The organism is Acidobacteriota bacterium (assembly GCA_026393755.1).
In the GTDB taxonomy this organism is placed as follows: Bacteria; Acidobacteriota; Vicinamibacteria; order Vicinamibacterales; family JAKQTR01; genus JBAXOX01.
In genome coordinates, this window is the sequence record JAPKZO010000033.1 from 1 (window position 1) to 16,228 (window position 16,228).

Sequence of the window (16,228 nt, forward strand, 5' to 3'; positions counted from 1 at the left end):
ACCCACCGCATGGAGCGACAACCCCTCATCCAGGAGCGCCAGCGCCCGATGCCGCCGATCTTCCAGCAAGTCCGCCGATCCTCGAAGTCGCATCGCGCACCTCGAGGAACATTGTACCATTATTTATGCAGCAGTCTTTAGGGATTGGCTAATCCCCAATCCCTAATCCCCAATCCCTACTTCTTCACCGGTGCACTTCCCTCCCGCTTGACCGGGTAGGGCGGCGGAGGCGCCAGCGTGCCAGGCTGTTTCTTCACCCGGCGATCTCTGGCGCACGCAGGAGGCGGGGGCGGCAAGTGGCGACCGGTCGGTACGCATTTGCCGTCTCGTCGCCAGGTTGGGTACCATCGCTGGAGCACCATGCACACGGATAATCAGGACCCGGCGGCGGCCGCCCTCGCCGTATTGGATCGCCTCGGCATCGTGTACACGCGGCACGATCACCCGCCGGTGTTCACGGTCGACGAGGCTCTCCTGCACTGGCGGGGCATCGACGCGGCGCACTGCAAGAATCTGTTCCTGCGAAACAAGAAGGGCAACCGCCACTACCTTGTCGTCGCGGAGCACGACCGGGCGGTGAGCCTGCAGCGGGTGGCCGAGATCGTCGGCGACGGCCGGCTGAGTTTCGGCTCAGCGGAACGGCTGATGCGCTACCTCGGTCTCACTCCGGGGTCCGTCTCTCCGTTGGGCCTGATCAACGACACGGCAAAGCATGTGCGCGTCGTCATCGACGCCGGGCTTCGTGAACGAGCCCGCGTCGGTTTCCACCCCAACATCAATACCGCCACCATCGTGATGGCCACCGAGGACTTCGAGCGGTTTCTCGACTGGTCCGGGCAGCCCGTGCAGTGGGCCTCGCTGGAGGCGCTTTCGCCCGATCGAGAGCGGGGCGATCTCAAGCACAAGGGCTAGCAGCCCGCGGCGTCGAGCCGACGGCGTTCCTGCGTTCGGCTCGGGGGCCGTGGAAGGACTTCGGCGTCGCAGGCGGGATGCTCTGCCAAGCCGCTCCAGAATGACAAAGTGCTCGACGGTCTGGCCGACCTCCGGCATGGGGCTCTCCCAGCCAGTCGCCGGCTCACCGCAGTCAAGAGTGATTCACCTGAGCGCGGACTCCGCCGTGCAGAATTGCGCCGGAAGGGGGCAGGCACACGATCACCGCGGCGGAAGGTCGAAATCATAACGGCAGGGCGTGGTCTCGTCGTCACGTCCCGCCCGGCCGGTTGGGCAATCGTCGCGTTCGGCGTATGATCCGAATGGGGCGTGTCGATCACAGGAGGCCGGTTGTGACCCGAGAGGAATTGCTGGCGAGGATTTCGATCAATCCCAACATCTGTTTCGGGAAACCGTGCATAAAGGGCCACCGGATCTGGGTGTCATTGATCCTCGACATGCTGGCGAGCGGAATGAGCATCTCCGAGATCCTCGAGAACTACGACATCGAAGAGGCCGATGTCCAGGCCTGCATCGCCTATGGGGCGGAGATGTCACGCGAGCGCTACGTGACAGTTGAGGCGGTGGCGCGCTAGTGCGGTTGAAGCTCGACGAGAACTTCGGTAGACGAGGCGCGGAGATCCTTACTGCGGCGGGGCACGACGTCGCGACCGTGCCGGCGGAGGCCCTGTGCCGTGCGACCGACAACGAGGTGGCTCGTGTCTGTCTCACGGAGGGACGCTGTCTCGTGACACTCGATCTCGATTTCGGAAACCCCCTCGCGTTCAAACCTGCTGACTATCCGGGACTCGCGGTCGTGAGACTCCGCGGCAAGGCCGAACCCGAGGACCTCGAACGCGCGCTGCGAGTGCTCGTCGCGGGCCTCGCGGGGGCATCGATCGTTGGCAAACTGTGGATCGTCGAACCCACGCGGCTTCGGGAGTACCAACCAGACAACTAATCCGCTTCGGCGGCCGGGAACACCGATTGCTTCCCCAACGCGTTGCGGAAGGCCCACAGCGCCACCGCCAGCAGGATCAGGAAGACGACTGCGGGGGCGCAGGAGCAGTTGACAGAATTCGGGGGTGTCGGGCTACCGCGCGGAGGCTGGTGCCCGAGCATCAACCGGACCCGCTTTCTGGCCACGCTGGAGCGTGGCGATCCCAGGCTCGACGGGCGACGACGCCTCGGCCGGCAGCAGCGCAGCTTGCCGATCGCGTTCAGCCTGGAACGCGGCCCGCAGCGCAGGGGCGATCGGTTCGCCCGGCGGCATGCGACGGCGTTCGACGAGCGGATTCACGTAGGCGCCGTTCTTTCGAATCCGGTAGTCCAGATGCGGGCCGGTCGACAAACCGGACGAGCCGACCCGCCCGATCAGATCGCCCTGGCTCACATGCTGACCCGTGCGCACGGCAATCGACGACAAGTGCATGTACATCGTTTCGTAGCCGCTGCTGTGGCGCACGGCCACGAGACGTCCGGCACCGCCGGAGAACCCGGCCTGAGTTACCACACCATTGGCCACCGACACCACCGGAGCCCCGATGGGCGCCCCAAAATCGACGCCGAGGTGCGCGCGCGTGACATTGAGTATCGGGTGCCGTCGGTTGTAGGAAAAACCGGAAGTGACCCGCGGCTCGAACTTGAGCGGCGACCACAGCATGAACCGCTTCAGCGAACGGCCGTTCTCGTCGTAGTACCCCACCTTGCCGTCTGGCAGCACGAACCGGAACGCCTTCAGGCGACGCCCTTCGTTGACGAACTCCGCCGCAAAGACGGCCCCGTACGAGACGGTCCCGGTCTCGCGCGTCACTTTCTGGACCGCAACGCGAAAGACGTCGCCGGGCTGGATGCCGCTGTTGAAATCCACTTCGCCGGAGAAGATGGCCGCAAGTTCGATCGACAGATCATCGGTTTCGCCGACGGCGTGCATCGCCTCAAACAACGAGGGCGTCTGTTTGTCGATGCGGCCGGCGACGGCGGCGGTGGCCTCCTGCCGCTTGTACTCGATGACCTCGGCCACCAGTTCTCTCGGGGCTTCGGGTGTGGCTGGCGCCACGCGCAGGCGTCGATCCAGATCGATCTCGTAGTCGAACCCCCGCAGCCATCCGTCGAAAGTCCGGGTCAGCGTGAACCGCTGCTTCGCTCGGAGTTTGCGCGGGTCGAACTGCTGAGACACCAGGCGCACGGCGGCTTCGGCTCGATCCGGCGGCAGGTACGTCCGGAACAGTTTCGCCAGCGTCGTTGCCTGCGGGATGCTGGCGACGATTTCTTCGGTGTCCGGAGAGAGCTGGACGTCGGCGGCGGTGGCCGCGCCAGCGGGCGGGCCGGTCTCCTTCGCGCATCCGGCCGCAACGGCCAGAGTGAGCGCGACGGAGACCAGCACCAGAAGACGAGGCAAGGTCACGCGTCCCCTTCCGTGGGCCTTCTCTGGAGAAACAAGGCACGCCCTCGCCGTTACTTCCTGGGCTGCTGCATGCGCTCGGTCGAGGGCGGCACCATGCCCTTGATGCGCATCATGGTCACCAGGTTCCCGTAGTGTTCGTTGTCGTGCGCGACGTTGCCGATCAGGCGGCCGGCGCGAGCAATCTCGTTTTGTCCAGACTTGATCATCTCAGCCGCCTTCGCGTCAGTCAGCGTGCTGTACACCGTGTCGCAGTAGGCGAATGAGTCGCCCAGCGCCTTGATGACGGCGGCTTTGGTGGTCGCGGTCTTCTCGAAATCGTCCTTGTTCGGATTCGCCTCGCCCTTGGCAGCCGCGCAGTAGCTGAACTGCGTGTTCGCGATGTGGTCGAAGATCTGGGCGAAGTTCCGCACTTCCTTGGTCGGCTGGAAGGCGTAGTCGGCCTCCGGCACCTTCACCGCCGATTCGGTCAGGTTTCGCTTGATGGCGTTGTACCCGTTGAAAATGACCCGGCTCAGCGGGTCGGTCGGCCCGGCTGGAGCGGCCTGAGCCCCCATAACAGGCGTACCAGGCGGCGCGGGCGGTTGCGCCTGTGCGGCGACGGGCAGGGCAACGAGCATGGCGAGCACGAGAACGGTCAGCAGGCGTTTCATGGGCAACTCCTTCGGCTGATGGTATTGGACGCAGCGCGGATGATGACGGTTTGGACGCCAACGTGATCGTAGCACAGCGCTGCCGGTGTCTACGGGAGCCGACCGTGGCGGGCGCCCCAGGTTCTGAGGGTCTCAGCTCGCGCCTCCGCCTCAGGTTGCGTGGTAAACCGATCGACCGCCCATGGCAGCTTCCACGTCCAGTTGACCGCATCGATGACGGCGGGCACGTTGATGCGGTTGGTCCAGCCAAACACATCCTGGATGGGCAATACGAGCAGGTCGGATCCCGATGCGTAGAGCGCCTCGAGCAACTGGTCGCGCAAGGCGGGTCCAAACCCGGCGCCGGCATCGCTTGCCGTCGCCCCGGTCGCTGTCAGCACGGCGGTCCGCACGTCCGTGTCGAGCCTGTTCCACCACGCTGCCAGCGTGTCGGTGTCGTGCGTGCCGGACGTCGCCACCGAGCACGCCGGGTAGTTGCACGGATCCCTGAACGGGCGCCCGGGAGCGAGCCATTCACGTTCCCACCTCAGCACTCGGTATCCCGGGATGTTCAGCGTGCGAAGCGCCGCGCGCACGAAATCCGGGATTGTGCCCAGGTCTTCGGCCACCACATCGGCGCCGCCGGCCATCAAGACCTGCAACACCGCCTGCCCCTGGAGGATCTGATCGGCTTCGGCAGACGGCAGGAAGTGGGGCGGCCGATCGTCGGGCGGGAACATCCATGTGCGGAACAGCCCTACAACATGATCGACGCGATAACCGTCGAACAAGTCGGCGGCGCGGCGCGCACGCGCCGCGAACCACTCGTACCGGCGGGCAGCCATCACGTCCCATCGATACATCGGCAATCGCCAGTTCTGCCCTTCGTCGCTGAACGCGTCGGGCGGCGCACCGATGGTGCCGTCAAACGAAAACAGATCCTGGTGGGCCCAGACGTCGGCGCTGTCGGCAGAGACGCCAAACGGAAAATCGCCGAACACCCTGATGTCGCGGACCGCCGCCCGGGCGCTCTGCCACTGGTCGTGCGCGATCCACTGCAGATACTGGCGGAACAGGATTTCCTGGTCGAGGTCGCGCCGCGCACGAACCAGCGCCTCGGGATCCCGGTCGCGAATCCCCGCGGGCCAGGCCTGCCACTCTTTTCCGCCGGCGACGTATTGCAGGGCGCGATAGAGCGCGTGGTCGTCTAGCCACCAGCGCTGTTCGTCGGCAAACCGTCTGAGATCGGCCGCTCTCGCGGAGTCGCGCGCCCATTCCTCCACGCGGAACCGCTCGAACGCGGCCCTCAGCGCACCGGACTTGATCGCCCGCACGTGGCTGTAGTCGACCCGCGTCGCGGCTTTCACGTCGGCGAGCATGTCACGCGATGCCGCATCGAGGGCCTGTTCGCCGCCGAGGACGTCGAAATCGGCAACGGCCGGAACCGCAATGAAGATGGGATCGAGCGCCAGCGCGCTCGTAGCCGAATAGGGCGAGCTCTGGCCCGCGGCCATTTCGTTGAGCGGCAGCAATTGCAGCAACCGCAGTCCGGCGTCGCGCATCCACCCCGCCAGTGCCGGCACGTCCGGGAACTCCCCAATTCCCCAACTGTGTGTCGATGGACACGAGGAGAGCGGAACCAACAGCCCGGCCAGGCGCCCCGTCCGGCTCCGGCCACCCGTCACTCGCTGGCCTCCACCCGGGCGAGCACCCGGGCGATTGCGCGGTCGAACACGTCAGGAGGAGGGAGCAGGCTGATGATGAGGAAGGCCTCTCTCGGGAAGTCGAAGAAATATCCGGGGTGCACCAGGACGTGATCGTGCTCGAGGATGCGGAGCACGAGCGACTCCTCGGACTGCATGGCCGGCACCTGCATCACGGCATACCAGCCGCCCTCTGACGCCAGCACGCCCACCGACGGGCAGGAGCCCGAGAGCGTCATGACGCTTCGGTAATTACGGGTGATTCGATCGCGAATCTGTGATCGAATCGACGCGCCTTCAACGAGCAGCGTCGGGAGCGCCTCCTGAACGGGCGTGGAGACCGACAGGTAGGTGTCGCAGATGAGTTCCAGGCGTTCAAGCGCGGCCTTCACGAGGGCGTCGGGGCCGTTGACGACCATCCACCCGAGCTTCAACTGCGGCAGGCCCAGCGACTTCGACAGTCCACCGAGGCCGAATGTCAGCGCCTCGCGCTGGGCCAGCACCGACGACACGCGCGGCAGTTCGACGTCCAGCACGTACTCCGCAAACACCTCGTCCCCGATGATCGCGATGTCGTGCGCCCGGCAATGCGCGGCCAGCGGCGCCAGGTCATAGCGCGACAGGTAGGATCCCGTCGGATTGTTGGGGCTCACGATGACGACGGCGCGGGTGCGCGGCGTCGTTGCCCGCTTGATGGCATCGACATCGTAGGCCCAACGCCCGTGAAAGTCGAGACGGTACGGTCTCGCCTCTACGGCATCGAGCGACGCGAGGTACTGGAACAGCGGGTAGCTCGGCACCGGCACGAGCACTTCGTCTCCCGGGTCGCAGAGCAGCTTGAACAATAGCGAATAGGCTTCGCTCGTGCTTGCCGTCAGCACGACTCGATCGCGCGAGATGGCGAATCCACGGCGCCGATAGTCGTCCACGACGGCCTGCCGCGCGGCCGGCCGGCCGAACGCCTGAGGGTGGTAGCTGAGCGCCGCTGGCGCCGCAAGCGAGTCGAGCAGCCGCGCAGGATACGTCAGCCCGACCACGGTCGGATTGGATTCCGTCAGATCGTCGATCTCGACGTCTGCACTACGCAGACGCGTAATCGCCGCCGACAGGCGGTTGGGAGCGAGATCAGAAGAGAGCCGAGAGGAGAACACGGTTGGTGTCAGTTACTTTACAACGACGCGCCGACGATGACGAAGGAACATTCAAGGGGACGCGAAGGAACCGTCTTCCCGCTGGCCGCGGACTGCACGCGAGGGGCAACAGGTAGGAATGATCACGCTTGTCGCACCGGCTGTGGTTCGGTCAGACTCAACAGCGTCCCCACCACCACGACGACGACGGCGCCGACCACGTTGTGCCAGAGGAAGGCGATTGTCGTGAAGTTCGCCACCGCGGCCACCGCCGCCATGCCGGCGATCAGGCCCCAGAAGGCACCGCGGCTGGTCGCCCGCCTGATCCCGATCGCGAGGATGAACACGCCGAGCAGCGAACCGTAGAAGAACGATCCGAACCGGTTGACCACTTCGATCAGCGATCCCAGACTCGCGGCGTAGATCGCCACCGTACACGCCACCAGGCCCCAGAATCCCGTTGCCAGCTTCGACACCAGCAGATAGTGCGCATCGGGCGCGGTCTTCCTGATGTGCCGGCGGTACACGTCAATCACCGTGGCTGTCGCGAGCGCGTTCATCTCGCCGGCGCTCGCGGACATGGCCGCCGCGAAGATGGCCGCGATAATCAGCCCGACCAGGCCGACAGGCAGTCTCGTCGTGACGAACGTCGGAAACACGTAGTTGACGTCGTTGTACTTGGCGTCACCGGTCACGTCTTTCACCAGCGCGGCTGCCTTGGCCCGCGTGTCCTTCACCCGCGCTTCCGACGCGACGAACGCGCGGCTGGCCTCGTCGGCGCGCGCTCGATCACCGCTCCGCTCCCCCTCGGCCAGCGACATCGCCGCCTGCCGCCGCACATTGAAGGCGGCCGTAAAATCCTGGTCGAGCTGCGCATATTCCGCCGCCCGGGGGCTGGCCGCGACCTTCGCCTTGAAGACCGGATTGAAGAGCATCGGCGGCTGGTTGAACAGGTAGAAGACGAAGACCAGCACGCCCACCATCAGAATGAGCGCCTGCAACGGGATCTTGACGTAGGCGCTGATCATCAGCGAACTGCGCGCCTCGTCCACGGACTTCGCCGTCAGGTACCGCTGAACCTGGCTCTGGTCGCACCCGAAGTACGACAGCATCAGGAACAAGCCGGCAATCGTGCCCGACCAGAAGGTGTACTGCTCGTGGAGCGTGAACGAGAAATCGATCGTGCGCAGCCGGCCCACCGAACCGGCGATGTGCATGGCTTCGCCGAGCGACACGTCGTGCGGCAGCCCGATGATGAGGGCCACCACGGCCGCCAGCACCCCCGAGATCACCACGACCATCTGCTTGACGTCGGTCCACGCCACGGCCTGCACGCCGCCGAACATGGTGTAGAGGGCGGTCGGCACGCCAATGGCGAGCACGGTCAGGTACAGGTTCCACCCGAGCACGATCGAGAGGATCACGGCGGGCGCCGAGATGATGACGCCGGTGGACATGCTCCGCGACGCCAGAAACAACAGGCTCGCCAGGGCGCGTGTTTTCGCGTCGAATCGCCGCTCGAGGTACTCGTAAGCCGTGTAGACGTGCGCCCGATAGAAAAACGGCACGATCGTGACCGACAGGATGATCATCGCAATCGGCAGCCCGAAGTAGAACTGCACGAAGCGCATCCCGTCGGCGTACGCCTGGCCCGTCGTCCCAACCAGCGTGATGGCGCTCATCTGGGTGGCCATCACCGACAGCCCGGCGGCCCACCACGGCAGGCTGCGGTTGGCCAGAAAGTAGCCTTCCACCTGATCCGCCGATTTCGTCCGCTTCAGGCCGTCGTAGACGATCCAGAGAAGGTAAGCGGCGATGATGGCCCAGTCGATGGCGCTCATAAGCTGCCGAAGTAGCGCCCGAACGCCCACAACGCGAGGACGACCACGAGCTCAACAAGGGCGACGGCGAGGTACGTCCGCCAGCGATCGGCTTCGCCGGCATGTGGCGTCTTGCCGAGGTCTTCGCGAGTGGTGGTCACGGGTGGGTGCTCCGCTGCTGCCGCAATTCGGAATTGGAGCCGTCAGTTTATCAGAAGCGTCCGGCCCGGCCGGATCGCGCGCCCCGAATCCGGCGCGGCGCCGCGCAGCACGGTTGACGCCGGACCGGCCGACTTCCTATAGTCGAAAGCACACTGTCAGGAACATGACCATGAGACGTCTTCTGCTTGCTGGGCTCGTCATCGGAGCCATCGCACTTGCCGGCCTCACCGCACGTGACGCGAACGTGCACGCGCAGAGCCGGCAGCTTTCGATTGTGAGCGCCGACAGCGGACACGTCGCGCTCGGTCTGGCGATCCGGCGCCTTGGGGTCTCCGGCACGTTCATGCAGACGGCCGCGCACCCGGATGACGAACACAACCAGTTGCACGCGCTGCTGGCGCGGGGGATGGGCCTGCGATCGATCATCGTGCAGACCACGCGCGGCGCGGGCGGCCAGAACGAGATCGGGCCGGAGCTCTTTCAGGACATGGCGGTGCTCCGCACGGCGGAACTGCTGGCGGCGCATCGGCTCGACGGCGCGGAGCAGTGGTTTACGCGGGCGATTGACTACGGCTACTCCTTCAGCCCGGACGAGATCTATGCGAAGTGGGGACGGCGCGAAGTCGTCGCCGACTTTGTGCGCCTGATTCGCACGTTGCGTCCCGACGTGGTCGTGACGATGAACATCCAGGGTCGCGGCGGCGATCGTGCGCACGAAGCGACGGCGGTCCTGACCAGGGAGGCGTTCCGCGCGGCTGCCGATCCAACGCAGTTCCCAGAGCAGATCGCGGAGGGTCTGCGCCCGTGGCAGGCGAAGAAGTTGTACTTCAGCGGCGCGGGTGGCCCACCTCCGGGAGCGTCAGTCACGCCGCCGGCCGTTCGGCTGGCCTCAGTGAACGCGGGCGTCTACGATCAGCTTCTCGGTCGCACGTACACAGAGATCGGCGCGGATGCTCGCAGCAGCCACAAGTGCCAGGGCATGGGTCAGTTGTCTCCTCTTCCCGGCGGGGGCGGGGGCGGACGCGGCGCCGGCCCGGGCCGCTACCAGTTGGTCGACTCGACAATCCCAGGACAAACCGACAAGGACGAGACCTCTCTCTTCGACGGGATCGACACGACGCTCGCTGGTCTCGCGCAATACGCCGGGCCGATCCCGCCAGACGCGCTCAAGAACGGGCTGGCGGCCATTGCCGATCAGGCGCGGATCGCCCGAACGGCATTTGACGGCGGCAATGACGCCGCCGCGGCCGCTCCCATCGTGGCGGGACTGTCGGCGCTGCGGGAACTCCGGGCGCAACTCGCGTCGATGGGCCTGAGCGATACGGCGCGGTACGAAATCGATCTGCGTCTGGCGATCAAGGAACAGGACTACCAGGCCGCGGCGCTGGCCGCATACGGCGTCAGTTTCGAAGCCCTCGCCGATGACGGGCTCGTCGTTGGCGGGCAGCCGGTCAAGATCTCGCTGGTCGCCGCCAATCGCGGCGCGTCCGATATCACCGTCGCCGACGTGATGGTCACGGGATTTGACGGTCGCGCGGCCTGCAACGCCGGCCCGGTCAAGATCAACACGGCGTACACCTGCACCGCCGATGTTCAGATCCCGAAGACGGCAAGGCTGACGGCGCCGTACTGGACGGACCAGTACTGGACCGCGCAGCCCCAGAAAGCCGCGCTCGACATCTACGAACCAGATGTGCCGTTTGGCGCACCCTTCCGGCCGACTCCATTCCGCGCGGTATTCCGGCTGAAGCTCGGCGGCGCCGATGTGACCAGGGATGTGCCGGTCCAGTACCGTTACGCCAGGGACGTCTTCGTCGGCGAGAAGCGAATCGAACTCAACGTCGTGCCCGCTTTCTCCGTGAAGATGACCCCGGCAACCGCCGTGGTCCCAACGACCTCTGGCGCTGCCGCGAAGCCGGCGACACGCGAGATCCACGTCTCAGTGACCAATGGCACCAAAAGGGCGGCGCAGGCCACGGTCGCGCTCGAGGTTCCACCAGGGTGGCAGGTCGCTCCCGCACAGGCACCGCTCAATTTCTCCGCCGAAGACGAATCGCTCACCGTTCGCTTTGCCGTGACGGTTCCAGCCGGCATCAAGCCAGGTGACTACAAGATGCAGGGCCTGGTCACGTCGGCGGCGACTGGTTCCGATCGGTTCCTCAGCGGCTATCAGGAAATTGACTACCCTCACATCGAGCGCCGCCAGGTGATCAAGCCCGCCGTCACCTCACTCAAGGTGATGAACGTCCGGGTCGCGCCCAATCTCCGCGTCGGGTACATCATGGGTGTCGGCGATCAGGTGCCGCCCGCGTTGGAGCAGCTCGGGGCCAGGCTGGACTTTATCGAACCCGACGATCTGGCGTGGGGCGACTTGAGTCGGTACGACGTCATCATGACGGGCGTGCGCGCCTACGAACGCCGGAAGGACCTTCGCGCCTACAACCGCCGCCTGCTCGATTTCGCCGAGCGCGGCGGGACGGTCATCGTCCAGTACAACAAGATGGAATTCAATCAGGCCCAGTACGGCCCCTTCCCTGCCCGCGTAAGCTCAGCCCGGGTCACTGACGAGAATGCACCGGTGACGGTGCTCGTGCCGAACCACCCGGTGTTCACCTTTCCGAACACGATCGGCGACCGCACGTGGCAGGGCTGGGTGCAGGAGCGCGGTCTGTATTTCCTTGGCGAGAAGGACGCGAAGTACGTGGACCTCGTGCAGATGGAGGATCCGTTCCCCGACAATCCGGGCATCAAACGCGGCGCGCTGGTCGAAGCGCGAACCGGGAAGGGCCGGTGGCTCTATGTTGGTCTCGGCCTGTGGCGCGAGGTGCCGGCTGGAGTCGAGGGCGCCTATCAACTGCTGGCGAACCTGATCAGCCTCCCGAGAGCGCCGGAGAAAGCTGGGGCCCCGAAGTAACAGCCCTGGTTCCGTCATTCCGGCGCCCGCCGAAATCTTCGTGACGGGCGCGATGAATCGCGCCCCTACGGCCGCCCCATCGGGATCGCAATTCCCTGGCCCCGGGTGCGCCGTTGCTTGCGCCGGACGTGTGATGGGTGAACAATGGGCCAGAAGTCCATGCCGGCCCAAACCCGCCCGAAACACCCTGACTCCCCTGATCTGCCGGCACCGGGCAACTGGCACACGCGATCGGCCGCCGACGTCTTGACCGCTCTTCACACCACCGCAGAGGCCGGGTTGTCTTCGGATGCCGTCGCGCGCCTGGCCGGTGAGCACGGACCAAACGAATTAACGGAGCGTGATCGCAAGAGCGCCTGGCGGATGCTGTGGGAGCAACTGTCCTCGACGATCGTCGCGCTCTTGATCGCGGCAGCCATCGTGTCGGCCGCGCTCGGCGACCTCAAGGACGCGATCGCGATCGCCATCATCGTCGTCCTCAATAGTGTGCTTGGTCTGTTCCACGAACATCGCGCCGAACGCGCCATGGCCATGCTCAAGCGCCTGGCCGTCCCCATCGTCAAGGTGCGCCGGGACAGCCGCGTGCAGGAAGTCCCTTCCCGCGATCTCGTGCCGGGCGACATCGTGCTGCTGGAGGCTGGCAACCTCGTGCCCGCCGACTGCAGGGTGCTCGAAAGCGCCAACCTCCGCCTGCAGGAAGCGGCGCTCACAGGGGAGAGCGAGCCGGTCGAAAAATCCCACGACGCGCTGGCCGGTCCGGATCTGCCCATCGGCGATCGCCTCAACATGGTCTACATGGGCACAAGCGTCGCCTATGGCCGCGGTGTCGTGGTGGTTGCCGAGACCGGCATGCGGACTGAACTCGGGCGCATCGCCGATCTGATTCAGTCCGTCGATCGCGAGCCCACGCCGCTTCAGCGGCGCCTCGACCAGCTTGGGCGGGTGCTGGCGGGGCTGGCGGTCGCACTGGTCGGCGTCATCTTCGCGAGCGGCCTGCTCCGCGGTGAACCATTGGAGCTTATGTTCCTCACGGCTGTGAGCATGGCCGTAGCGGCCGTGCCCGAAGGGCTCCCGGCCGTCGTGACGATCGCCCTGGCGCTCGGAGCGCAGCGGATGCTGAAGCGCAAGGTGGTCATCCGCAAACTGCTCGCGGTCGAAACGCTCGGATCCGTGACGGTCATCTGCTCGGACAAGACCGGCACGCTCACCGAGAACCGGATGACCGTTACGGTGCTCGACGTGGCGGGGCGGCGGCTCGACGTCGCCGAGACACTGCATGGCGCGGCACCGGCCGGTGACCTCGAACCCGGACGCGCGGCGGTGCCTGACGACGACAGCGGGCTGACCGTGCTGCTGACGGGCGCAGCGCTCTGCAACGACGCGGTGCTCGTGCCACAAGCCGATCAGCCTGCGCACTTCCACACGATTGGCGACCCCACGGAGGGCGCGCTGGTCGTGGCGGCCGCCCGCTTCCGCCTCGGCAAACCCCAACTGGACCTGTTGTTTCCGCGAGTAGCCGAGGCACCGTTCAGCTCTGACCGCAAGCGGATGACAACGATTCACGAGATGCCGCAAACACCGGCTGGCGCGGCTCCGGGTCTGGAACCCTTATGGTCCTGCGGCCATGTCCTGGCCCCGCGCCGCTGGATTGCCTTTACTAAAGGCGCCGTCGAGCCGCTGCTGCAGGTGTCCTCGTCCATCTGGGTGAACAGCGAGGTCCGGCCGATTGACGAGGGATGGCGAGCCCGGGTGATGCGCGGACACGACGCGCTGGCGCACGACGGCATGCGGATGCTCGGCGTCGCGTTTCGCATCCTGACCGAGCCGGCGGTGGACGATCCGTCGAGTGCGGAACGGGACCTCGTGTTCGTTGGCCTCGCGGGAATGAACGATCCGCCGCGGCCTGAGGTCAAGGACGCCGTCGCCACGTGCCGGCTGGCCGGCATCCGGCCCGTCATGATCACGGGCGATCATCCGTTGACGGCCAGGTACATCGCCGCCCAGCTCGGCATCGACGGCCACGATGCGGTGGTCGTCACGGGACAGGATCTGGCGCGCCTGAGCGACGACGAGCTTCAGACCATCGTCGGCGAGACGACGGTGTTTGCCCGGGTTTCACCCGAGCACAAGCTGCGGATTGTGCAGGCGCTGCAGGCGCAGGGCGAGGTGGTGGCCATGACGGGCGATGGCGTCAACGACGCGCCCGCGCTCCGGCGTGCTGACATTGGCGTGGCGATGGGCATCACGGGCACGGAGGTGTCGAAGGAAGCGGCCGACATGGTGTTGAGCGACGACAACTTCGCGACGATTGTTTCGGCGGTCGAAGAAGGCCGCGTCATCTACGACAACATTCGGAAGTTTATCAAGTACCTGCTGACCAGCAACACCGGCGAACTGTGGGTGATGCTGCTCGCGCCGCTGCTGGGCATGCCACTGCCGCTGCTGCCGCTGCAAATCCTCTGGATCAACCTCGTCACCGACGGCCTGCCCGCACTCGCGCTGAGCGTCGAACCGGCGGAGGCGCACACGATGCGCCGGGCGCCGGTGTCGCCCACCGAGAACATCCTGGGGCGCGGGCTGCTGTGGCAGATTGCCTGGGGCGGGCTCGTCGTGGGCCTCACGCCGCTCGCCATGGGTTACTACTTCTTCTCCATCGGCGACTCGGGATGGCAGACGATGGTGTTCACGACGTTGACGCTGTCGCAGTTGGCGTACGTGCTGGCCGTGCGATCAAGCCGCGACTCCTTCTTCCGCATTGGCGCGCTGACCAACACGCCGCTGGCGCTGACCGTGGTCTTCACGTTCATGCTGCAGGTGATGGTGACCTACGTGCCGTTCTGGCAGGACCTGCTGAAGACGCACCCGCTCACCCCTGGCGATCTGGGCGTCAGCCTGGCGGTCGCCACGCTTCCGTTCTGGGCCGAGGAACTCTATAAGTGGATCCGGCGCCGCCGCCTCAGGTAACCGAGGACATGGGGCCTGGCCCCATGTCTGCTAGTCGAACGCGCCGACGGCGGCTTCGACCCCCGTCAGTAATTCGCCCGACTGCACGAGCGCCTTCATCGCGTTGTGATCGTTGAAGAGCGGCCGGTCCACCTCGAGATGCGCCACGTGCCGGCGGATGATCTCCCGCGCGGTCTGCGTGCCCTTGCCGGGCGTGAACGTGCGGAAGTCGAGGGCCTGGGCGGCCGCCATCAGCTCGATCCCGAGCACGCCGTACGCGTTGTCGAGAATCTGGCCGTTCTTGAGGGCGGTGTTCATCCCCATCGAGACGAAGTCTTCCTGATCGGCCGCCGCCGGGATTGACTGGATTGAGGCTGGCGCCGATAGAATGCGCTGTTCGACAATCAGGTGGTCGGCTGTGTACTGGCTGAGCATCAGGCCCGAGTAGAAGCCGGGTTCGTGGGCGAGAAAGGCCGGCAGGCCCTGGGATAGCGCAGGATTGGTCAGCCGGTTGAGGCGCCGCTCCGACAGCACCGACACCATGGTGATCGCGATGCCGGCCATGTCCATCGGCAGCGCAACGGGCGAACCCTGAAAATTGGCGCCCGTCAGCGTCAGGCGCTGCTCCGGGATGAAGACGGGGTTGTCGCCGACCCCGTTCAATTCGATCTCCACCTGCGAGCGCGCAAACGCGACCGCGTCGCGGGCCGCACCCAACACCTGCGGCGTCGACCGCATCGAGTAGGCATCCTGGACCTTGGTCTTCATTCTTCCCGTCGCCAGGTCGGATCCTTCGACCATCCGCAGGATGTTCCGCGCCGAGGCCACCGCACCCTTGAATCCGCGGAGTTCGTGAAGCGTCGCGTTGTACGGCTTGAGATTGCCCAGCAGCGCTTCGATCGACATCGCCGCCGCAATCTCGGCCTGCCGGATCCAGCGCTGCATGTCGTGGATATGGATCGCGGACATCGCGGTCAAGAGGTTCGAGCCATTGATGGTGGCCAGTCCGTCCCGCGCGTGCAGGCCGGGCACCGGGACTCCCGCACGCCGCATCGCGTCCGCACCAGGCAGGCGTTCGCCCTGGTAGAACGCCTCGCCTTCGCCCATCAGGAGGAGCGCCGCCTGGGCCATCGGCGCGAGATCGCCGCAGGCGCCCACCGAGCCCTTCTGGCAGACCACCGGCGTCACGCCCCTGTTGAGCATCTCGACCAGCGTGAGGGTAATTTCCGGCCGGCACCCGGAGTTGCCGTGTGCGTGCACGTTGATGCGCCCGGCCAGCGCCGCCCGCACGTGTTCGATCGGGGCCGGATCGCCGATGCCCGCCGCGTGGTTGTAGACGAGATACCGCTGGAACTCCTTCACTTGATCGTCGTTCAGCACCTTCTCCGAGAACTCGCCGATCCCCGTGTTGGTCCCATACATGATCTCGCGGGCAGCCAGTTTCTCCTCGAGCATGGCGCGGCACACCGTGATCCGTTCGCGCGCGGCTGGGGCCAACTGAACAGGGTCTCCCCGTCTGGCAATGCCGACCAGTTTCTCAATCGTCAGATTCGATCCGTCGAGCACAACCATGAATGCCGTCTCCTTCGT

General features: G+C 65.9%; 12 protein-coding genes. 5 read left to right on the forward strand and 7 right to left on the reverse strand.

The features are described 5' to 3' along the window. The first annotated feature begins 360 nt into the window (after nt 1-360). The 3 genes from NTV05_14950 (at nt 361) to NTV05_14960 (ending at nt 1,891) form a co-directional block, all read left to right on the forward strand. The gene (locus NTV05_14950) at nt 361-912 is read left to right on the forward strand and encodes a prolyl-tRNA synthetase associated domain-containing protein (GenBank protein ID MCX6545697.1); all 552 of its coding nucleotides are present in this window, start codon (nt 361-363) and stop codon (nt 910-912) included. Between the two features lie 371 nt (nt 913-1,283). Next, nucleotides 1,284-1,526, forward strand: a complete 243-nt coding sequence (locus NTV05_14955) for a DUF433 domain-containing protein (protein ID MCX6545698.1) — start codon at nt 1,284-1,286, stop codon at nt 1,524-1,526. Then, nucleotides 1,526-1,891 carry a DUF5615 family PIN-like protein gene (locus NTV05_14960; GenBank protein ID MCX6545699.1) on the forward strand — a complete coding sequence of 122 codons (366 nt, stop codon included), beginning with the start codon at nt 1,526-1,528 and terminating at the stop codon, nt 1,889-1,891. The genes NTV05_14955 and NTV05_14960 overlap by 1 nt, the downstream gene beginning before the upstream one ends. A 132-nt stretch (nt 1,892-2,023) precedes the next feature. Here the strand turns inward: NTV05_14960 and NTV05_14965 are convergent, their stop codons facing one another. The 6 genes from NTV05_14965 to NTV05_14990 all read right to left on the reverse strand — a co-directional run bounded on the left by NTV05_14965 (nt 2,024) and on the right by NTV05_14990 (nt 8,780). Then, nucleotides 2,024-3,337 (reverse strand): M23 family metallopeptidase, encoded by a 1,314-nt coding sequence (locus NTV05_14965; protein MCX6545700.1) that lies wholly within the window; start codon nt 3,335-3,337, stop codon nt 2,024-2,026. A gap of 50 nt (nt 3,338-3,387) precedes the next feature. Continuing rightward, entirely contained in the window at nt 3,388-3,987 is a 600-nt protein-coding gene (locus NTV05_14970; GenBank protein MCX6545701.1) for a DinB family protein, read from the reverse strand. A gap of 89 nt (nt 3,988-4,076) precedes the next feature. Then, complete coding sequence (gene malQ / locus NTV05_14975; GenBank protein ID MCX6545702.1) at nt 4,077-5,651, reverse strand: 4-alpha-glucanotransferase; 1,575 nt, start codon at nt 5,649-5,651, stop codon at nt 4,077-4,079. After that, entirely contained in the window at nt 5,648-6,820 is a 1,173-nt protein-coding gene (locus NTV05_14980) for a pyridoxal phosphate-dependent aminotransferase (GenBank protein ID MCX6545703.1), read from the reverse strand. The genes malQ and NTV05_14980 overlap by 4 nt, the downstream gene beginning before the upstream one ends. 122 nt (nt 6,821-6,942) lie before the next feature. Next, complete coding sequence (locus NTV05_14985; GenBank protein MCX6545704.1) at nt 6,943-8,640, reverse strand: sodium:solute symporter; 1,698 nt, start codon at nt 8,638-8,640, stop codon at nt 6,943-6,945. Beyond that, nucleotides 8,637-8,780, reverse strand: coding sequence for a hypothetical protein (locus NTV05_14990; GenBank protein MCX6545705.1), 144 nt, complete (start codon nt 8,778-8,780; stop codon nt 8,637-8,639). The genes NTV05_14985 and NTV05_14990 overlap by 4 nt, the downstream gene beginning before the upstream one ends. 170 nt (nt 8,781-8,950) lie before the next feature. Between NTV05_14990 and NTV05_14995 the strand changes: the two genes are divergently transcribed. Together NTV05_14995 and NTV05_15000 are read left to right on the forward strand one after the other, a co-directional pair. Next, nucleotides 8,951-11,695, forward strand: coding sequence for a PIG-L family deacetylase (locus tag NTV05_14995; GenBank protein MCX6545706.1), 2,745 nt, complete (start codon nt 8,951-8,953; stop codon nt 11,693-11,695). 159 nt (nt 11,696-11,854) lie between these two features. Beyond that, nucleotides 11,855-14,659 (forward strand): cation-translocating P-type ATPase, encoded by a 2,805-nt coding sequence (locus NTV05_15000; protein ID MCX6545707.1) that lies wholly within the window; start codon nt 11,855-11,857, stop codon nt 14,657-14,659. A gap of 30 nt (nt 14,660-14,689) precedes the next feature. Here NTV05_15000 and NTV05_15005 read toward each other — a convergent pair whose 3' ends face one another. Further along, nucleotides 14,690-16,210 (reverse strand): aromatic amino acid ammonia-lyase, encoded by a 1,521-nt coding sequence (locus NTV05_15005; protein MCX6545708.1) that lies wholly within the window; start codon nt 16,208-16,210, stop codon nt 14,690-14,692. Nucleotides 16,211-16,228 lie beyond the last annotated feature (18 nt).